General features: G+C 70.0%; 15 protein-coding genes. 5 read left to right on the top strand and 10 right to left on the bottom strand.

All coding sequences use genetic code 11. From position 1 onward, the window contains the following. Positions 1-55 precede the first annotated feature (55 nt). Positions 56-874 carry a hydrolase gene (locus ACFSVL_RS23240; RefSeq protein WP_378307465.1) on the bottom strand — a complete coding sequence of 273 codons (819 nt, stop codon included), beginning with the start codon at positions 872-874 and terminating at the stop codon, positions 56-58. 33 nt (positions 875-907) lie between these two features. Next, positions 908-1,603, bottom strand: a complete 696-nt coding sequence (locus ACFSVL_RS23235) for a helix-turn-helix domain-containing protein (protein ID WP_378307463.1) — start codon at positions 1,601-1,603, stop codon at positions 908-910. Positions 1,604-1,753: 150 nt separating this feature from the next. Here ACFSVL_RS23235 and ACFSVL_RS23230 point away from each other — a divergent pair, with 150 nt between their 5' ends. Both ACFSVL_RS23230 and ACFSVL_RS23225 read left to right on the top strand, forming a co-directional pair. Continuing rightward, the gene (locus ACFSVL_RS23230) at positions 1,754-2,935 is read left to right on the top strand and encodes a cytochrome P450 (protein ID WP_378307461.1); all 1,182 of its coding nucleotides are present in this window, start codon (positions 1,754-1,756) and stop codon (positions 2,933-2,935) included. Between the two features lie 3 nt (positions 2,936-2,938). Further along, positions 2,939-3,751 (top strand): oxidoreductase, encoded by an 813-nt coding sequence (locus ACFSVL_RS23225; RefSeq protein ID WP_378307459.1) that lies wholly within the window; start codon positions 2,939-2,941, stop codon positions 3,749-3,751. A gap of 163 nt (positions 3,752-3,914) precedes the next feature. On the opposite strand, the gene ACFSVL_RS23220 is transcribed toward ACFSVL_RS23225, so the two are convergent. Then, positions 3,915-5,882, bottom strand: coding sequence for a YhgE/Pip family protein (locus ACFSVL_RS23220; protein WP_378307457.1), 1,968 nt, complete (start codon positions 5,880-5,882; stop codon positions 3,915-3,917). Next, a complete protein-coding gene (locus ACFSVL_RS23215) occupies positions 5,882-8,593 on the bottom strand; it encodes an MMPL family transporter (protein WP_378307455.1) in 2,712 nt (903 codons plus the stop codon). Before ACFSVL_RS23215 ends, ACFSVL_RS23220 begins: the two co-directional genes overlap by 1 nt. 107 nt (positions 8,594-8,700) lie before the next feature. On the opposite strand from ACFSVL_RS23215, the gene ACFSVL_RS23210 reads away from it, so the two are divergent. After that, complete coding sequence (locus ACFSVL_RS23210; RefSeq protein WP_378307453.1) at positions 8,701-9,369, top strand: TetR/AcrR family transcriptional regulator; 669 nt, start codon at positions 8,701-8,703, stop codon at positions 9,367-9,369. A 2-nt stretch (positions 9,370-9,371) separates the two neighbouring features. Here the strand turns inward: ACFSVL_RS23210 and ACFSVL_RS23205 are convergent, their stop codons facing one another. Genes ACFSVL_RS23205 through ACFSVL_RS23190 form a run of 4 tightly spaced genes read right to left on the bottom strand, consistent with a single transcriptional unit; the run spans position 9,372 to position 13,951 of the window. Next, the gene (locus tag ACFSVL_RS23205; RefSeq protein ID WP_378307451.1) at positions 9,372-10,445 is read right to left on the bottom strand and encodes an amidohydrolase family protein; all 1,074 of its coding nucleotides are present in this window, start codon (positions 10,443-10,445) and stop codon (positions 9,372-9,374) included. A 30-nt stretch (positions 10,446-10,475) separates the two neighbouring features. After that, positions 10,476-12,002: a bifunctional 3-(3-hydroxy-phenyl)propionate/3-hydroxycinnamic acid hydroxylase gene (locus ACFSVL_RS23200; protein ID WP_378307449.1), complete on the bottom strand. Its 1,527-nt coding sequence runs from the start codon at positions 12,000-12,002 to the stop codon at positions 10,476-10,478. 27 nt (positions 12,003-12,029) lie between these two features. Beyond that, positions 12,030-13,073 (bottom strand): VOC family protein, encoded by a 1,044-nt coding sequence (locus ACFSVL_RS23195; protein WP_378307447.1) that lies wholly within the window; start codon positions 13,071-13,073, stop codon positions 12,030-12,032. After that, positions 13,070-13,951: an alpha/beta fold hydrolase gene (locus tag ACFSVL_RS23190; RefSeq protein WP_378307445.1), complete on the bottom strand. Its 882-nt coding sequence runs from the start codon at positions 13,949-13,951 to the stop codon at positions 13,070-13,072. The genes ACFSVL_RS23195 and ACFSVL_RS23190 overlap by 4 nt, the downstream gene beginning before the upstream one ends. 157 nt (positions 13,952-14,108) lie before the next feature. On the opposite strand from ACFSVL_RS23190, the gene ACFSVL_RS23185 reads away from it, so the two are divergent. Next, on the top strand, positions 14,109-14,726 hold the full coding sequence (locus tag ACFSVL_RS23185; RefSeq protein WP_378307443.1) for a TetR/AcrR family transcriptional regulator: 618 nt from the start codon (positions 14,109-14,111) through the stop codon (positions 14,724-14,726). 25 nt (positions 14,727-14,751) lie between these two features. Next, positions 14,752-15,723: an amidohydrolase family protein gene (locus tag ACFSVL_RS23180; RefSeq protein ID WP_378307441.1), complete on the top strand. Its 972-nt coding sequence runs from the start codon at positions 14,752-14,754 to the stop codon at positions 15,721-15,723. Here the strand turns inward: ACFSVL_RS23180 and ACFSVL_RS23175 are convergent. Both ACFSVL_RS23175 and ACFSVL_RS23170 read right to left on the bottom strand, forming a co-directional pair. Further along, positions 15,713-16,960 (bottom strand): MFS transporter, encoded by a 1,248-nt coding sequence (locus tag ACFSVL_RS23175; RefSeq protein WP_378307439.1) that lies wholly within the window; start codon positions 16,958-16,960, stop codon positions 15,713-15,715. The two genes, ACFSVL_RS23180 and ACFSVL_RS23175, sit on opposite strands and share 11 nt — an antisense overlap. 31 nt (positions 16,961-16,991) lie before the next feature. Continuing rightward, positions 16,992-17,801 carry a sugar phosphate isomerase/epimerase family protein gene (locus tag ACFSVL_RS23170; protein ID WP_378307437.1) on the bottom strand — a complete coding sequence of 270 codons (810 nt, stop codon included), beginning with the start codon at positions 17,799-17,801 and terminating at the stop codon, positions 16,992-16,994. Positions 17,802-17,810 lie beyond the last annotated feature (9 nt).

Here is a 17,810-nt window from a genome sequence, read left to right as displayed (position 1 = left end):
GAGTCAGTCTCACCGATACCGACGGGCGCGGCGCGAAAAACTCATCGGCACCGAGTCAGCCGAGATGGTCGTTCGTGCCGTCGACCCAGGCGATGTAGCGCTGTGCGGAGCGAAGCACGGCAGCCTTCGCGTCCGTCTGCAGGGTGGCCCCGGTAAGGGCGTAGAGCCGGTCGAACGCGTACGGCGCGAGCCGGTCCGCGAGCCGCTGGACGAGCCCGGCGGACAGCGGGATCTGGTTGGGATAGCTGCGCATGAACGTCACCCAGCCCGGCGCGGCGACCGGCACGATGGTGTCGCCGACCAGCAGCGCGCCCTTCTCCGTCGCGACGTGCGCGACCGCGGCGCCCGGGAAATGCCCGCCCGCTTCGACCAGAGTGACCCCGGGCAGGACCTGTTCGGTGCCGTGCCATTCGCGGATGACCGGGTCCTCCCGCTGCACCCACTGCCGGTCCGCGGAATGCACGAGCACCGGGACATTCCCGAGCCGGTGGCTCAGGCTCACCTGCGAGCCGTACATGTGCGGATGGCTGGCCACGATCGCCGCGGCTCCGCCGAGTTCGGCGATCTTGTCGAGCAACGGCCGGTCGAGCGCGTTGGGCGGGTCCCACAGCAGGTTGCCCGCCTCGGTCTGGACCAGGTAGGTCCACTGGCCGATGCCGAACTCCGGTTCGCGGTGCAGGCGGTGGATCCCCGGCTCGGGTTCCTCGTGGACCAGTTCGTGCGGGACGGCGGCCAGTTCGTCCAATGTGGTCCACGTCTGCCCGGTGGCGCGGACGTACTGCCGTTCGTCCGCGCAGATCCGGCAGAGCCCGGCCGGCGGTGCTTCGGTGTCCGGGTGCTCGACCCCGCACGTTCCGCAAATCCAGATGGTCATGCGCTCAGCCTCATCCCTCCACCATGCTGGAGGTCAAGAGGAGGGGAACGCCCGCAGCCAATGCTCGGCGGCGTCGACCATGTCCTGCCGGATGTGCTGAAGCCACTGACTGGTCGCGAGGAGCCGGGTGCCGACCAAGCTGTCCCCGCCGAACAGTTCCGCGCCTTGGCGGGTGAAATCGGCCCACTGGGCCATGCCTGCCATGCTGGCCAGCCAGGCCCGCTGCCACACGTGGTCGTCGATCAGGTAGCGCTCGCGCCGTCCGTCCCGCTCGCGCCGCAGCATCCCGCGTTCTTCCAGCCAGCCCACCGCTTTGGAGACCGACGCCGGGCTGACGCGCAGCCGGGCGGCGAGCTCGGTCGCGGTGCGGCTGCCCGACTCGGCGGTGAACAGGCAGATCAGCACCCGCGCCATCATCGACGGCATCCCGGTCTGGGTGGCCATCGTCGCGAAGCGCTCCTCGAAGTCGCTCCGGGTCCGCGGGTCAGCCGCCGCCCGGACCGGCGGTGCGGGCAGCGAAGCGGGGACGCGGCGCCGCGCCCGGCGGCGGGCGGCCTGCTCGGCGCGGTCGGCCCGGTAGTCGTGCGCGCCGCCGTTGCGGGCGACCTCGCGGATCACCGTCGACTTCGGCCTGCCCAGCCGCCGCCCGATCTCGGCGTAGCTCAACCCGTCCGCCAACCCGGCCGCGACGCGCTGTCGTTCCGGGTAGCTCAACCTGCCGGCTGGCATCTGATCGTCTCCGCCCTCGATGCGTTCACCAGCAGGCTAGTGCATCGATAATGTGGCTCTGTCCTGCGGATATGCAGATTCTGCGTTTGCGAAACAGTGAAACATCGCCCTACCGTTTCCCGCAAGAGGTTCACCGGAAGGGAGCTGGCGATGACGAGGACACTGCCGACGGAACGGCAGGCCGGACAGCCGTTCGACCCGCCTGAGGGGCTGGCCGAACTGCGCGAGAAGAGCCCGCTCAGCCGGCTGGACTACCCGGACGGGCACACCGGATGGCTGGTGACCGGGCACGCGCTCGCCCGCGAGGTGCTGGCCGACCGCCGTTTCAGCGCCCGGGTCGAACTGCGGCACCTGCCGATCCCCGGCGCTCCGACGAGCGATCAGCCCGCGCCGCCGGGAATGTTCGGCAGCATGGACGCTCCCGAGCACACCCGCTACCGGAAACTGCTCGCGGGCCAGTTCACCGTCCGCCGGATGCGCCGGCTCACCGAGCGGATCCAGGCCGTCGCGGACGAATGCCTGAACGCGATGGCCGACCAGGGCAGCCCGGCCGACGTGGTCCCGGCACTGGCGCAGCCGCTGCCCGCGCACACGATCTGCGAACTGCTCGGGGTCCCCTATGCCGAACGGGACCGGTTCCAGCAGCAGGCGCTCACCCTGTTCCGCCTGGACAACACCCCCGAAGAAACCGGCGCAGCCTACGCCGCTGTCCTCGGCGTCATCGGCGAACTGGTGCGCGCCAAGCGAAAAGCCCCCACTGACGACTTGCTCAGCGACCTGACCGCCAGCGATCTCACCGACACCGAGCTGGTCAACGTCGGCTTCAGCCTGCTGGGGGCCGGCCTGGACACCACCACCAACATGCTCGCGCTGGGCGTCTTCGCCCTGCTCGAACACCCCGACCAGCTAGCGCTGCTGCGCGCCGAGCCGCAACTGGCCGACCAAGCGGTCGAAGAACTGTTGCGCTACCTGAGCATCATCCCGTTCACCGTGCGCACCGCGCTGGAAGACCTGGAACTCCACGGCGAACACGTGACCGCCGGCGAGTCGGTCACCATCTCCGTGCCCGCGGCCAACCACGATCCCGAGCACTTCCCCGCGCCGGACAAACTCGACCTGCGCCGCAAAGCGAGCGGGCACGTCGCGTTCGGCCACGGCATCCACCAATGCCTCGGCCAGCAGCTCGCACGCTTCCAGCTGCGGGTCGCGCTGCCCGCCCTGCTGGCCAAATTCCCGTCGCTGCGCCTGGCCGTGCCCGCTGAAGACATCGCGATGCGCACCGACATGCTCATCTACGGCGTGCACCAGCTGCCCGTCGCCTGGGAGGACTGAACCGTGCCGAAAGTCTGCTTGATCACCGGAGCCTCCGCCGGAATCGGCCGCGCCACCGCACTGAACCTGCTGCAGGCCGGGCACATCGTGTACGGAGCCGCGCGCCGCCTGTCCAAAATGGACGACCTCCGCGAGGCAGGCGGGCATCCGCTGGCCATGGACGCCCGGAACGAGACCGACCTGGCCCGCACCGTCCGCACGGTCCTGGACGAACAGGGCCGGATCGACGTCCTGGTCAACAACGCCGGAACCGTGCTGCACGGAGCCGCCGAAGACGTCCCGCTCGACGCCGCCCGGGACCAGTTCGAGGTCAACGTCTTCGCGCCGGCCAGGCTGGTCCAGTTCGTCCTGCCCGCCATGCGCGCACAAGGATCGGGCCGCATCGTCAACGTCTCCTCGATCGGCGGAGAGATCAGCCTGCCGCTCGGTTCCTGGTACTACGCCTCGAAACACGCGCTGGAGGCGTACTCCGACACGCTGCGCATGGAGGTCCGCCCGTTCGGCGTCGAGGTGGTGATCATCCAGCCGGGCATCATCAAGACCGAATTCGAAGACCAGACCGCCGCGCAGCTGCGGCAGTACTCCGGCCAGGGCCCGTACCGGGAAATGGCGGAGAAGATGGCGAGCCAATCGGAAACCGGCCTCGCGGACGGCGCGGACCCGTCCGTCGTCGCCGAGGCGATCCGGCAGGCGGTGGAAGCGGATCCGCCGGAGACTCGCTACGCGGTGGGGCTGCACGCCGAGAAACTGCTGGAGCTGAACCGGACTCTGCCGGACCGGGAGTTCGACGAGCTGGTCAGCCGCCCGATCCAATGACCGGTTGATGCCCGCGTGACCGCATCCGAAGGTCCGTGAGGGGAACCCTGAGGGAATCAGAGTCCGTGAGGGTTCCCCTCACGGACAACCCAACCCCGCACCCACAACGCCGCATTAAGTCCCTGGCATTGGCCGCCCGATCCGGTAGGGGAGACCCTCCTGATCAGCTGGCGGACAGCGCACGCGTGCGCCGGAGGCGGATGCTCCTGGCGGAAAGGTACCGGCGGCGGTCGGTGACCAGGATTGAGACGAGACCGCCGACCAGCAGCCACGCGGCGAGTTGGGCGATGCCGGTGGCCAGTCCGGTCCCGTCGGTGGCGGCGGCTCGCAACGCGAGTACCGCGCCGTGGGTGGGCAGGTAGTCGGCGAGTGCGTACAGCGGTCCCGGAAGTGTCGAGACGACACCGGTCGCTCCGGCCAGGACCAGCACCGCCAAGGAGGCGATCCGGCCGGCGCGGCCGAAGATCGCTGTCGCCGCTTGGTTGAGGGCGACGAACGCGGACGCGGCCAGCAGCGCGATCAGCAGGAATCCGACGGTGCCGCCGAGGCCGAGTTTGAGCACCGGGACTGCGATCGCGGTGATGGCGACGGCGGCGAGTCCGGCGGCGGTGGCGCCGGGGATGGCGGCGCGCAGGATGATCCGCCAGGTGGGTTCGCGGGCGGTGAGCACCGCGTCGGGAACGGCGCGGGTGATGAGGTAAGTGGCCAGCGCGAGCGCCCAGAGACCCAAAGCGGCGAACAGCGTGAGGGCAAGGGTTCCGGTCGGGGTCCCGTCGGCGGCCGAGGTGCTCGGGGCGGCGGCGACGGTCTTGAGGTGCGCGCGTTCGGCGTCGGTGTAGCTGGGGACTTGATCGCGGCCCTTGTCGAGCTGGGTGGCCAGCTCGTGGGCGCCGCGGTCGGCTTTTTTGGCGCCGTCGGCCAGCTGTCCGGTGCCGGAGGCGAGCTTGTGGGCGCCGGAGTTCGTTTGCCGGACACCGCTGTCGAGCTGGCGGGCGCCGTCCGCGGCGGACGCGATTCCGGCGGCGAGCTGTCCGGATTTATCGGCCAGCTGGGCATTTCCGTCGGCGACCTTCCGGGCTCCGTTGGCCAGAGCCTGGATGGAGTCGCGAGCCTTGACGGCGTTGGCCCGGACCGCGGCCTTGGCGCCGTCGATCTTCTGCGCGTCAGCGGTGAATCGGTCCGCGGTCCGGCCCAGGTCGCTGCAGAAAGCAGCCGAGCCGCCGTTGGCGGGGCACTGGTCGGCCAGCCGCCGGAACTGCTTCGCGGCGCTGTCCGCCGAGGGGAGGGCGTCGATGGCGGCGATGATCCGGTTGGCCAGCGGCACGACGACGGCGGCGAGTTGTTCGTTGCCGTCGGCGACCTGATCGGCTCCGGCGGCCAGTTGACGGGTCAGCGCGGGCAGTTGCGCGGTGTCCCGTTCGGCTTGGGTGAGCCCGGAGGACAGCTTCCCGGACCCGGCGGCGAGCTGCTGGGTCCCGGTGGCGAGCTGGCCGGCGCCGTCGTTGAGCTGACCGGCGGCCTCGGCGAGCTGCCGGTTCCCGTCGGCCAGCTGGGCCGCGCCGTCGGCTGCCTGCCCGACTTGCTTGTGCAGTGTCGTGAACCCGACGTACACGTTGTCCAGGTAGGTTTCCACGACTTGCTGGTTGAGGGTGTCCTGTGTGGCCTGGGCGATGTGCGTGGCCAGGCTGGGGTCGGTGACTCCGGCGGCGTCGGACGTCTGCACCTGCAGCCGCGCCTGCCGGGCTTCGAGCGGTTTGCCGGTGGCGCTGGAGGTGGCGCGGGCGGAGAAGTCCTTCGGGATCGTGACGGTGGCCGCGTAGCTGCCGTCGGCCAGGCCGGACGCGGCGTCGTCGGCGTCGGTGAGCACCCAGGTGTAGGAGGAATCCTCGCTGTGGGTCAGGTATCCGGCGAGCTGACGGCCGAGCGGAATGGGCTGGCCGTTGACCTGCACCGGTTCGTCGTTGTTCACCACGGCGGCCTTGGCGGTGCCGTGATTGGCGTCCGGCGTCCAGAACGCCCAGGTGAGCAAGCCGGTGACGATCAGCGGCACGGCGATCAGGCCGGCCCAGGTGCGCCAGGTCAGCGGCCCGGTGGCCAGTGCGCGGGCGGAGTTGGCGAACGGCTTCAGCATCAGCGGACCTCGGCGGGCTGGGCGGCGGTGAGACCGTGCAGGCGGGTGGCTCCGGCGGGCAGCAGGTCCCGGATGCGGTCGGGATCCTGGCAGGCGAGCACGAAGGTGGCGGCTTCGCCGGAGCGGGTGCGGCGATCGCCGAGCAGGGCCCGCACCCGGTCGCGGACGTCGGTGCGGAGCACGAGGTCGACGTCGTCGACGACGACCAGCCCGGCGTCGCTTTCCAGCGCGTCCGCGATCTGGCGGGCCGGGTCTTTCTCGTCGCGGCAGGGAACGACGGCGACGTCCCGGCGAAGGGCGTGCGCGTGCTGCGGCAGGACACGCCCGAGCACCTTCAGGTCGCCGGTGAACTTCGTGACCCGTCCCGCGAGCGTGTACAGCAAAGCTGTTTTCCCGCACGCGCCCGCGCCGTGCAGCACAAGGACTTCTCCGCGCTGGAGGTGCAGGTCGATTCCGGAGTAGACCGGAGCGCCCCGGTCGTCTTCGAGCCGGAGCGCTCGGGCGCTGACCGCCTCGGTGCTGCCTGGCGCGGGCCAGTCGGCCAAGCGCAGTTCGCGGACGAGCGCGTCGCCTTCCGCGTCGAACACCGGCAGGGCGCGGTCGAGCTTCGGAGGCAGTCCCCAGGCGCGGCGGCCCAGCAGCGCGAGGACCGCGGGCACCAGCGTCATGCGCACGATGAAGGCGTCGATGAACACGCCGACCGCGAGGCTGAACGCGATCGGCTTGATCGTGGCGCTGCCCTCGGGCACGAACGCGGCGAAGACGGCGAGCATGATCACCGCGGCCGCGACGACCACCCGCGACGCGGAAACGAACCCGGATTCGATGGCGTGGTGCGGATCGCCTTCGTGGACGTAGTCCTCGCGGATCCGCGAGACGAGGAAGACCTCGTAGTCCATGGCCAGTCCGAAAAGGACACCCATGAGGATGATCGGCAGGAAGCTGATCACGCTTCCGACGTGAGTCACATTGAGGACGTCCGCGAGATGTCCCTCCACGAACACGAACGACGTCGCGCCGAACGCCGCGGCGACCGACAGCAGGTAGCCCGCGGTCGCTTTGATCGGCACCCAGATCGAGCGGAACACCATGGCCAGCAGGATCAGCGAGAGACCGACCACCAGGATTCCGAACGGCACCAGCGCGTCGCCGAGCTGCGCGGACACGTCGATCCCGACCGCGGTGATCCCGGTGACCGCGGTCTGCGCGCCGTAGGCGTCCCGGAAGTGCGGCTCCATCCCGCGCAGCCGGGCGACCAGGTCGTCGGTCTGCACGGAGTCCGGCGCGGTCGCGGGGATGACCTGCACGATTCCGGTGTCGCCCTTGGGGTTCGGCGTGGCCAGCGGGACCGAGGCGACGCCGGGCACGTGCCGGATGTCCTCGGCGAGCTTGTTCATCAGCCCGATCGGGTCGGTGCTGGTGATGATGTCCGCCGTGACGATCAGCGGACCGTTGTAGCCGGGCCCGAAATGCTCGCTGACGACGTCGTAGGTGTCGCGCGCGGGGCTGCCGTGCTCCTCGGTTCCGCTGTCCGGCAACGCCAGGCGCAACGACATCGCCGGGATCGCGCAGACCGCCAGACCGGCCACCACGACCAGCACGGTGACCAGCGGCGCCTTGGTCGCGAGCCGGACCCACCCGCGCGCGATCTGCGGCTTCTGGCGCCGCCGGGTCCGCCGCCGTGGTTTCTTGACCCGCGGCCGCAACCGCTTGCCGGCAAAGGACATCAGCGCGGGCACCAGCGTGACGGCGATCGCGACGGCCAGCGCGACCGCGACGGCGGCGGCAATGCCCATGGTGGTCAGGAACGGAATGCCCGCGACCGCCAGCCCGAGCAGCGCGATGACCACGGTGAGCCCGGCGAAGATCACGGCCGACCCGGCGGTGGCCGTGGCCCGGGCGATCGACTCCTCGGCGTCGAGGCCCTCCGCCAGCTGGTCGCGATGGCGGGAGAGCAGGAACAAGGCGTAGTCGATCCCGACGGCGAGCCCGATCATCACCGCCAGCATCGGCGCGGTCGAGGAGATCGGGGTGACCAGCGTGGCCAGGAAGATCAGGCCGCCCGCGACGCCGACCCCGAGGACCGCCGTGGCCAGCGGCATCGCCGCGGCGATCAGCGACCGGAACATCAGCACCAGCACCAGCAACGCGATGACCAGGCCGATGCCCTCGGTCGGGCTGAGCTTCGGGACCCGGTCGGAAAACGCGTCGCCGCCGGTGTGGACCTCCGTGCCGGTGGTCTTCGCGAGGTCGGCGGCGATCGCGGCGACCTGCGTCTTGGTGGCCGGGTCGACCTCGGCGATCTGCACCTTCAGCGGCACCGCGATGAGCGCGGCCCGCTCGTCCTTCGACACCGCGCCGTTGACGCCCTTGTCGAACGGGTTCACGACCGTGGCGACCTGGTCCAGCTTCCCGATCCGGTCCACCGCTTGGGCGACCGCGGCCCGGATCTGCGGGGTATCGGCCTTCGCGCCCTCCGGCGCCACGAGCACCAGCTGCGCGGACGTGCCGCTGACCTCCGGAAAGACGCGGCCGAGGTGGTCGAGCGCGTCCTGGGACTCCGAGCCCGGAATGGCGAAGGCGTCGTCGGTGCCCTGGTTGGCCAGGAGCGCCGCCCCGCCGGCCGCGGCCAGGATCACGACCCACAGCGCCACCACGAGCACGCGCGCCCGGGCGGCGGCGCGGCCCAGCCGGTAGAGGAAGGACGACACGGGCGCTCCCAACGTCGGATACAAGGTGTATCGTAATGCAGTGTGCATCCGATGCAACGTGTATCCGATCACCTGGTCGGGGGAGCTGCGGAGATAGGGTGAGCGACATGGCGACCACCGGCGCGAGCCTGGAAACCCCGAAGAGAATGACCCGCCGGCGTGCGGAAACGCGGCGGCGAGTCATGGCCGCCGCCTACGAGGTGTTCACCGAGACGGGCATCCGGGACGCCCCCGTCGAACTGATCTGCGAACGGGCCGGCTTCACCCGCGGCGCCTTCTACTCGAACTTCGCCAGCAAGGAAGAACTGTTCCTCGCGATCTACGAGGTAGAGATGCAGGAACGCGCCGACCGGCTGCGCGCGGCCGTCGACAAGGCAGTCGCCGCGGCCGATCTCGCCTCGCCGGACACCGCCGACCGCGTGATGCGCAGCGTCGGCGCCCTCTTCATGGAGTCGGTCACCGCAGACGAGACGTGGTACCTGCTCAACGCCGAGTTCCGCGCCCAGGCTCTCCGCCGTCCAGACCTGCGCGCCCCGACCGCGGCCGCCGATCTCCGCTTCCAGGACGCACTGGCCGAAATCCTGCAGAACATGCTGGGGCGGCTGGACCTGCGACTGGCGGTCGACGCGCGCAGCGCCGTGGTCACCGTCGTGGCGCTGTACACGGCCATGCTCGAACGCTCGCTCCTCGACGATGTGCCCGCCGAGGCGGACAGCCGCTATCTGACGGACGTGCTCCCTCGGCTGTTGACCGCGTTGACCACTGCGGGCCGGTGACCCTAGGACTCGACGGCCTGCGCTAGCCGGGGCAACTCGCGCAAGCCGTTGGCCCGCTCGATCTGAAGCCGGTCGCCGGCGGTGAACGTCTGGTCGAGTTCGGGCTGCGGATCTCCGGAACCGGTGAGGGTCAGCTGGGAGAACGGCCAGTCGCTGCCGAAGACGACGCGGGATTGCTGCCCGGCCGCGAGCACGCTGCGCAGGTCTGTTGCCGCGGGGCTCAACGCGGTGTCGTAGAAGAAAGTCCTGACCAGTTCGGCGATGTCGAACGCCGACGGCCGCGGCACGCCGGGCGGGAACAACTCGGCGGCTCCGGTTTTCGAGAGCACGCCCAAGCGGTGGGTCAGGAAAGGGACAGTGCCGCCCGCGTGCGCCAGCTGGAACCTGATGCGGGGGTATCGGCGCATCGTTCCGGTGTACATCAGCATCGTCGCGGCGCGGGTGGTGTCGAAGGTGAACTCGTAGAGGAAGTCCGGGAGAGGAAGCTCTGGCTTCGCGTCCCGGGAAACGGAGGCGGGGTGGACGAAAACGTACGCCTGGCGCCGGTCGAGAGCGGCCATCAACGGCTCGAAGCGCGGGTCGCCGAGATATACGCCGTCGTATGAGGACAGCAACACGACGCCGTCGAGCTTCAGCACGGTCAGCGCGTATTCGAGTTCGGCGATCGACGCTGCCACGTCAGGCATGGGGAGCACCGCGAAGCCGCCGAAGCGAGTCGGGTGGGACTTGAACAAGCCTGCGGCGTAGGTGTTGCAGTACCGGGCCATGTCCCGCGCCTCCGCGCCGCGGAGGAAGGAAACGCCGGGGTCCGAAATGGACAGTGCTTGGGCGGCGATCCCGTAGCGGCTCATGAAGTCCAGTGCCGACTCCGGAGACCAGTCGGGAGTGGGGTAGCCGCCGATGGTGAAGTAGCCGTGGCTCAGCAGGGCAGCCCGGTAGTCGGGCGGCAGGAAGTGCGCGTGCAAGTCGATCCGATAGGCACCGGACGGCATCGCGGCCGCCGTGCCGAACAAACCAGCGCTGGCCAGGGCGGCGGCAGCGCCGACAGCCCGGCGCCGGGTGAACTTTCGGTTCATGGGGGAGGTCCTTCCCAGTGCAGCGGGCGATCAGTGCCGGAGTCGGGCGGGCGGCGGGGAAAGCGCGGCGTCCGCGTAGACGAAGCCGTCCGGCCGCAGAGCCAAGGTGTGTGCCTGATGCGTCCGCATCCAGGCGAGGAGGGTGCCGTCGAGGTCGACCACGGCTCCGTTTTCCGGCTGTGCTCCGGGAGGCAGGACCGTCAGGCGAACGGCCGCGGTCCACGCCGGGTCCGGGCTGGCGGCGCGGGTGCTCAGCACCGTCCACTTGCCCGCGAGGACGTCGTCGAGCCTGCTGCGGGCGCCGTCGCTGTCGAGCACCCACGGCTGGGGCACTTTGCGGCCGACAGCGGGGGTTCCGCTGCCGAGGAATCCGCGTGGGTAGCGCGCCGCGGGCACCCAGGACACCTTGACGAGGAGACGCCGGACCAGCGATAGCCGGGCCATCGGGCGCATCAGGGTGTCGCGGATCCGGCAGACCGGGCGGCGGCGTTCGGTGATGATCCGGCCCACCAGCACGGCGCGGCGCGTCACCTCGCGTACGTGCGGTTTGCGTTCGGTCTCGTAGGAATCCAGCACGGTTTCGGGCAGCTCGCCGCGGATGACGGCGGCGAGCTTCCAGCACAGGTTGGCCGCGTCGCGGACGCCGGCGGCCATGCCCTGGCCGATCCACGGCGGCATGGCGTGGGCCGCGTCGCCGGCGAGGAAGACGCGGCTGGCGCGCCAGCGGGCGGCGGCGCGCACGTGGTGGCTGTAGACCACCGCCCGCAGCACGGTCACCTCCTCGCGGGTGATGCCTTGGCGGGCCAGCAGGCGCCACACGGCCGCGTCGGTGACGAGTTCGTTTTCGTCCTCGCCGGGAAGGACGGGGAATTCCCAGCGGTGGTGGCCCAGCGGGGTGGGGCAGTCCACCGCCGGGCGGAGCGGATCGCAGTGGAAGCGCAGCCGGTCGTGCCCGGGCCACTCGCGATGGACCTCGGTGTCGATGACCACCCAGCGGGTTTCGGAGGTGCGGCCGTCGAAGCCGATGCCGAGCTGGCCGCGAGTGGGGCTCGAACCGCCGTCCGCGGCGACGACCCAGGAAGCGCGCACCCGTTTGACGTGCTCGCCGCCGTCCTCCGCCAGCAGCAGTTCGGCGCCGCTGGCGTCTTGGCGCACGCGCAGGCACTCATGGGCCAGCAGCAGATCGACGTTCGGGAACCGGGCGACGCCCTTGCGCAGCGTGTCTTCCACGGCCGGTTGGTAGAGGAACAGCTGCGGGGGATAGCCGTGGCCCGCCGGGTCGAAGGAAGCGGACAGGAACGGCTGCCCTCGATGATCGACGAACTCGATCGGCAACTCGGCCAGCATGTCTCGCCGCAGCTCGTCGGCCAGGCCGATCTGTTGCCAGATGCGCAGTACTTCCTCGTCGGTGGAGATGGCGCGGGCGCGGGGGTAGACCTCGGCGTCGCGTTCGACGACGACCACCTTCAATCCTTGCGCACCAAGCAGGTTGGCGGCAGTGACCCCGGTGGGCCCGTACCCGATGACGGCCACGTCGTAGCGGGGGATTTCGGACACTTCCTGGTGCCTCCTCGGCTGGGGATGTCAGCGACGGGAACCCAGCGCGGCGGAGGACAGCGCCGGGACGGTCTCCTCCTGCTCGCGCAGCGACCGGACCGCGGCTTGGAAACGCGCCATGAGGGCGGCGACGCCTGCGCCGACCGGGGTGTGTCCCCAGAGCGAAATGCCTTGGTAGGTCGCGGGTTCCCAGGTCTCCTCCCGTTCGGGGGTGACGACGACCGGGTTCCAGCCGACCTCGAGTTCGAACCCGGACGGAGTGACGCAGTAGTAGGACAGCTCGCGGTCGTTGGTGTGCTGGCCGACCGACCAGGCCATGGCGAAGCCGAGTTCGGTGACCCGGTGGAAGCCGGCGAGAAGGTCTTCGAGGGTGGCGATCTCGATGTTGACGTGCTGCACGGAGGTGCGGACCGGGTCGATGCGCAGCCCGGCGACGTCGGCGAGCGCGATGGAGTGGTGGCGCTGCCCGCTGCGCAGGAACCGGATGTTCAGCTTCGCCGGGCCGATGCGCTCGACGATCCGGTCCGACAGGCGCAGGTCCAGCAGGTTGTTCCAGTAGGTGTGCAGCTGCTCGGGCCGGGTGGTGGTGATCGCCAGATGCCCCATGCCGGAGCGGCCGGTGACGAACGCGGTGTTGCGCATCCGCAAGGGCGCGGCGGTCGTGCGGGCCCGGGTGAAGACCTCGGTGGCGATGCCTTTCGGGCCGGGGAACCGCCACAGCCGCTCGACCCCGCGCAGGGCGGCCTCCTCCGCGGAGCCTTCGGTGACGGGAAGACCGGCGGCGGTGACCCGTCCCAGCACGACCTCGAAGGTTTCGTGGTCGTCGATTTCCCAGCCGGCGGCCGTGACGTCCTCGGCCGGGCCGCGCTGGACGAGGAACCGGCATTCGCGGTCGTCGAGGCGGAAACGCAGGGTGTCGCGGGTGAGTTCGTCGACGTGCAGGCCGATCGCGTCGGCCCCGAAACGGTTCCAGTCGGTCAGCCGCCGCGACTCGACGACGAGGTACCCCAGCCGCGCGGCACCGAAGACGTCCGGGCGGCTGGGAGTGTCCACAGTGTCCACAGTGGTCACTTCGCCGCCCCCAGCCAGTCGAGCAGCAGCCGGTTGAACCGCGGGGCCTGCTCGTATTGGGCCCAGTGGCCGGTGCGGGCGAACAGGTGCAGGTCGCAGTGCGGCATGGTGCGCGCCAGCCACGGCCCGCCGGACGGGCGGTTGACCTTGTCGTGGGCGCCCCACACGACCAGCGTGGGCACCTGGCAGCGCGCGAGCCGGTCGCGGTCGCGGGTGAAGTCCATGCGCCACAACGTGCGCAGCGCTCCGCGCCCGGACGGGCGGCGCAGCGGCGGGTTCGCTACCACCTCCGGGTCGATGCTGGCCTGGTAGCGCAGTTCAATCAGTTCTTCGGGCACTTCGGACGCGTCGAAGACCAAGTGGTCGCGGATGAACGACGTGATTTTCGCCCGGGAAGGGCCCTCGCCGCCGTAGTACCCCAGCAGTGCGTTCAACCCCTTGGTAGGCGGCCGACGCGTCGTGCCGATGCCGCCGGGCCCCATCAGCACGAGCGTCTCCACCCGGTCCGGCCGGTCGAGCGCCAGCCGCAGTGCCGCCGCCCCGCCGTAGGAGTTGCCCACCACGTGCGCCTTCTCCACGTCCAGCGCGTCGAGCAGGCCGCGCACGAAGATCGCAAGGTCGCCGAACGGGTCGGCGTGGTCCAACTCCTTCGCCGACCGTCCGTATCCGGGCATGTCCGGAACCAGCACCCGGTACCCGGCCGCGGCGAGCGCGTCGGCGTTGCGGGCGTAGTTGGACGCGCCGGTCGCGCCCGGGCCGCCGCCGTGGAGCAGGACCACCGGCGTCGCGTCAGCCGCGGCCGTGATCTCGGTGAGGAAGATGTCACGGGCACCCGCCCGGACGGTGCTTTCCTTGCGCCGCAACCGGTCTTCGGGCACGGCGGGCGATGGTGAGCCGGTCGGCGGCACGGGGCCTCCACGTGGAGTCGGGAACATTCCTGTAGTCATCGCTACAATTGGATCGATCGCTACGGTAAGTCGCGCCGACGGCGTGGTCAACCCCTTCCTGTAGTGACCGATACGGTAAGATGCGGGAGTGAACGCGAACGAACGAGGTACGCGACGCCGGCGGGCGAACGGCGAGGAGTCGCGTCGCAAGATCCTCGACGCGACTGTCGAAGTCGCCGGGGAACGCGGCTACGAGGGCGCCAGCATCGCCTTGGTGAGCAAGAAATGCGGGCTGCCGGCGAGTTCGATCTACTGGCATTTCAAGGACAAAGACGACCTGATCGCCGCGGTCATCGAGCGCAGCTTCGACAGCTGGCTCGCCGCGTTGACCCTGCCCGAAGAGGACGGAACGCCGATCGCGCGCGCCACCGGGCTGGCGCAGCAGGTCGCGAAGGCCTTGCTCGAAGCCCCGGACTTCCTGCGTCTTGGCCTCATGCTCACCCTCGAACGCCGTCCCGAAGAGCCCAGCGCGCGGACGATGTTCCTGCAAGTGCGCGAAGTCGCGCACGAACGCGTGGCGAGCATGTTCGCCGAATTCATGCCAGAGCTGGACTCCGCCTCCGTCGAACTGCTCACGACGTACGCCATGGCCGGTGCCGACGGGCTGTTCGTCGCGAAGGAAATCGGCGGCGACAGCGTGGACCTGCTGCGCCTGTTCGAACTGCACGCCCAGGCGGTGTTCGGCCTCGCCGCCCAGCTTCGCTGACCCGCCCCGAGAAAGGACGTCTCCGATGAGCCGTGCCCAGCGCATCGACACCCATCAGCACCTGGTGCCGCCCCGTTACGCGAAGTGGATGGGGGACAAGGGAATCCGCCCCGGAGGCGTCGACCTGCCCTCCTGGTCGCCTTCAGCCGCGCTGAAGTTCATGGACGGCCACGGGATCGCCACCGGGATTCTCTCCCTCTCGACCCCCGGCGTCTTCTTCGGAGACGTCCCGGAGGCCCGCCGCTGGGCCCGCGACGTCAACGAGTACACCGCCGAGGTCGTCGCCGACCGCCCAGACCGGTTCGGCTTCTTCGCCACCCTGACCCTGCCCGACGTCGAGGGCGCGCTCGCCGAAGCCGAGTACGCACTCGACACGCTGCACGCCGACGGAATCGTCCTGCTGGCCAACAACGACGGCCGCTACCTCGGCGACCCCGATTTCGAGCCGCTGCTGCAGTTCCTCCACGAACGCCAGACGCCGGTCTTCGTCCACCCCGGCGAACTGCCCGGCCCGGAGGTGCCCGGAATCCCCACCTTCACCGCGGACTTCCTGCTCGACACCACGCGCACCGCGATCAGCCTGATCCTGTCGGGATCGATGGAGAAGTACCCGGGGATCAAGTTCATCCTCGCCCACGCGGGCGGGTTCGTGCCCTACATCTCGTACCGCATCCTGCTCACGATGCTGAACACGAAGAACAAGGCACAGCAGGCGTGGGCGCTGCTCGACCAAAAGCACCAGGTCCCCAAGCAACTCGCGGTTCTGCGGCAGTTCTACTACGACATCGCGCTTTCGGCGTCGCCGTCGGCCTTGCCGAGCCTGCTGGAGGTAGCGGCCCCGGACCACATCACCTACGGCAGCGACTTCCCGTTCGCTCCCGCGGTCGCGGTCGGGTTCATGAACAAGACCTTCGAACGCCACCCGCTGGACGACGCTCTGCGGGCGGCGATCGACCGCGGGAACTCGGAGAAGTTGTTCCCCCGCCTCAACGGCTGACTGCTTCTCTCCGTTCACGGATCGGGAGGAGCAGCAGGACGCCCAGCAGCGGGCCGATCGCCAGCACGCCGAAGGCCAGGAACAGCGAGCCGGTCGCGCTGAACACGGCGCCGACGGCGACCGGGGCGAACACGCCGCCGAGTTGCCAGGCCGTGTTGGCGAGGCCGAAGGCACCGCCGACGAAGCGCGGGTCGGCGTACTGCGGGACGGTCGAGTTGGTCAGCACGGTGTAGCCGTACACGCCCAAACCGAGCAGCGGGGCGAGGATCAGCAGGACGGTGTAGTCGCGCACCAGGCCGAAGACGACCAGGATGAGCACGAAGTACCCGCTGAGAATCATCAGGTGCGCCTTGCGGGTGCCGCGCACGCGGTCGGACAGGAAGCCGACCAGCGGCTTCACGCCGATCGCGGTGGTGCTGACGATGACCATGACCAGCGCGGCCTTCCCCGCGGAGAGCCCGAGAGACTTGACCATCAGGGAGTTGCCCCAGGCCAGGAACCCGAGGGTGGCCCACTGCATGCCGAGCCCGGCGGCCGCGAGCGACATCAGGTTGCGGTTCCTCAGCATCGCCGCGAAGCCGAGGCGTCCGCCCGGTGCGGGGTTCTCGACGGGCTCTACCGCGACGGGCGGGTCGTTGCGCAGCAGGACCCAGCAGACCACGCCGACCACGACGGTGAGCACGCCGAACAGGTAGTAGACCCCGTTCCAGTCCAGCTTCGCCATCAGCGCCGGGATCGAGGCGTTGGCGAGCACGCTGCCGAACGCGGTCGCGGTGATGTACAGCCCGAACGCGGTCCCGCGCTCGCGCGGCGGGAACCAGCGGCTGAGCAGTTTCGTGAAGGACGCGACGTCGGCGCCGCTGACCAGCCCGATGAGGACCTGGATCGCGATCCCCACGCCGAGGCTGTGCACCGTGCCGAAGGCGAACGTCAGCACTCCAGCGAGGACAAGGGAAATCCCGACGGCGAGGCGGCCGCCGATCAGGTCCGCGACGATTCCGCCGGGGATGTTGGTGACCACATACCCGATGGACATCGCGGTCGCGAAGATCCCCAGCTGGGCCACCGACAGCCCGATCGAGTGCGAAGCGTCGACCGCGACCACCGACCAGGCAGTGCGGTTGAGATAGATGAGGGTGTAGGCCAGCCAGCACACGGCGAGGATCACCCACCGGTAGCGGGACGCCTTCGCGATCAGGGGCACTGCGGTGTCCGATGTAGACGTTATCGCATCCATTGTGGACCTCCTTGTCCAGTAACGGGAAGCATCAGTGCAGCAAGCCCCACTCGCGGAGCTGGGCGGCGTTGTGGTGCAGGGTCGCGACGGGCGGGCGGTCCAGGCTCATGTCCTCGACCGAGACCCAGCCGGGGTAGCCGCGTTGGCCGATGAGGCCGAGCACGCGGGGGACGTCGACTTCGCCGTCCTCGAGCGGAGTCCAGGCGGCTTGCCAGCCGCCGCCTGGCGAGCGGAAGTGCGCGGCGTTCTTCAGGTGCACGTGCCCGAGATAGCCGCCGAGCAGGTCGAGTGCGATCTCGTGCGCCTCGTAGCCTTCGAAGACGAGATTGCCGAGGTCGTAGATGACACCGACGTGCGCGGGGTCGAAGCGCGAGACCACCCGGTGGGCGAGCGAGGCGCTGGGGCAGATGGTGTTGTGGTGGATCTCCAGCAGCGCGCGGATGCCGGCGTCGCGCGCGGCGGTCTCGACTTCCCCGAAGAACGCGACGGTGTGCTCGAACAGGTCCGAATAGGACTTTCCCGTCCGGGAGATTCGCGGTGCCTGCAACCGGATCTGCGGAGCGTCGGCAGCGTTGGCCAGGTCGCACGCGAGCCGGAGCATCTCGATGTCGCCGACCTCGATATAAGGGGCAAGGCCGATCACCTCGAGTCCTGCCGCGCGCGTGTCGCGAGCGACCGCCTCGGCGGCCGGCACGTCCAGCGGGAGAGTGGCGCGGTGGCTGACCAGGTACGGGTGCGCGGGCTTGGGGTCGCGGATGCTCCCGGGGCGCGGCTCGACCCGCCATTCGATCCCGCCGAACCCCGCGGCGCTGACCTGAGCGATGCATTCAGGGATGTCCACTGTGGGCAG

It is taken from the genome of Amycolatopsis silviterrae, from assembly GCF_042684085.1.
GTDB classification, from domain to species: domain Bacteria; phylum Actinomycetota; class Actinomycetes; order Mycobacteriales; family Pseudonocardiaceae; genus Amycolatopsis; species Amycolatopsis silviterrae.
The sequence above is the reverse complement of the archived record's forward strand: the minus strand, read 5'-3'. Positions and strand labels throughout refer to the sequence as shown.

Excerpts from the sequence above, each read along its gene's own strand:
- ACFSVL_RS23240 (WP_378307465.1), bottom strand. The coding sequence starts at position 874 with ATGACCATCTGGATTTGCGGAACGTGCGGGGTCGAGCACCCGGACACC.
- ACFSVL_RS23235 (WP_378307463.1), bottom strand. The coding sequence starts at position 1,603 with ATGCCAGCCGGCAGGTTGAGCTACCCGGAACGACAGCGCGTCGCGGCC.
- ACFSVL_RS23230 (WP_378307461.1), top strand. The coding sequence starts at position 1,754 with ATGACGAGGACACTGCCGACGGAACGGCAGGCCGGACAGCCGTTCGAC.
- ACFSVL_RS23220 (WP_378307457.1), bottom strand. The coding sequence starts at position 5,882 with ATGCTGAAGCCGTTCGCCAACTCCGCCCGCGCACTGGCCACCGGGCCG.
- ACFSVL_RS23210 (WP_378307453.1), top strand. The coding sequence starts at position 8,701 with ATGGCGACCACCGGCGCGAGCCTGGAAACCCCGAAGAGAATGACCCGC.
- ACFSVL_RS23205 (WP_378307451.1), bottom strand. The coding sequence starts at position 10,445 with ATGAACCGAAAGTTCACCCGGCGCCGGGCTGTCGGCGCTGCCGCCGCC.
- ACFSVL_RS23180 (WP_378307441.1), top strand. The coding sequence starts at position 14,752 with ATGAGCCGTGCCCAGCGCATCGACACCCATCAGCACCTGGTGCCGCCC.
- ACFSVL_RS23175 (WP_378307439.1), bottom strand. The coding sequence starts at position 16,960 with ATGGATGCGATAACGTCTACATCGGACACCGCAGTGCCCCTGATCGCG.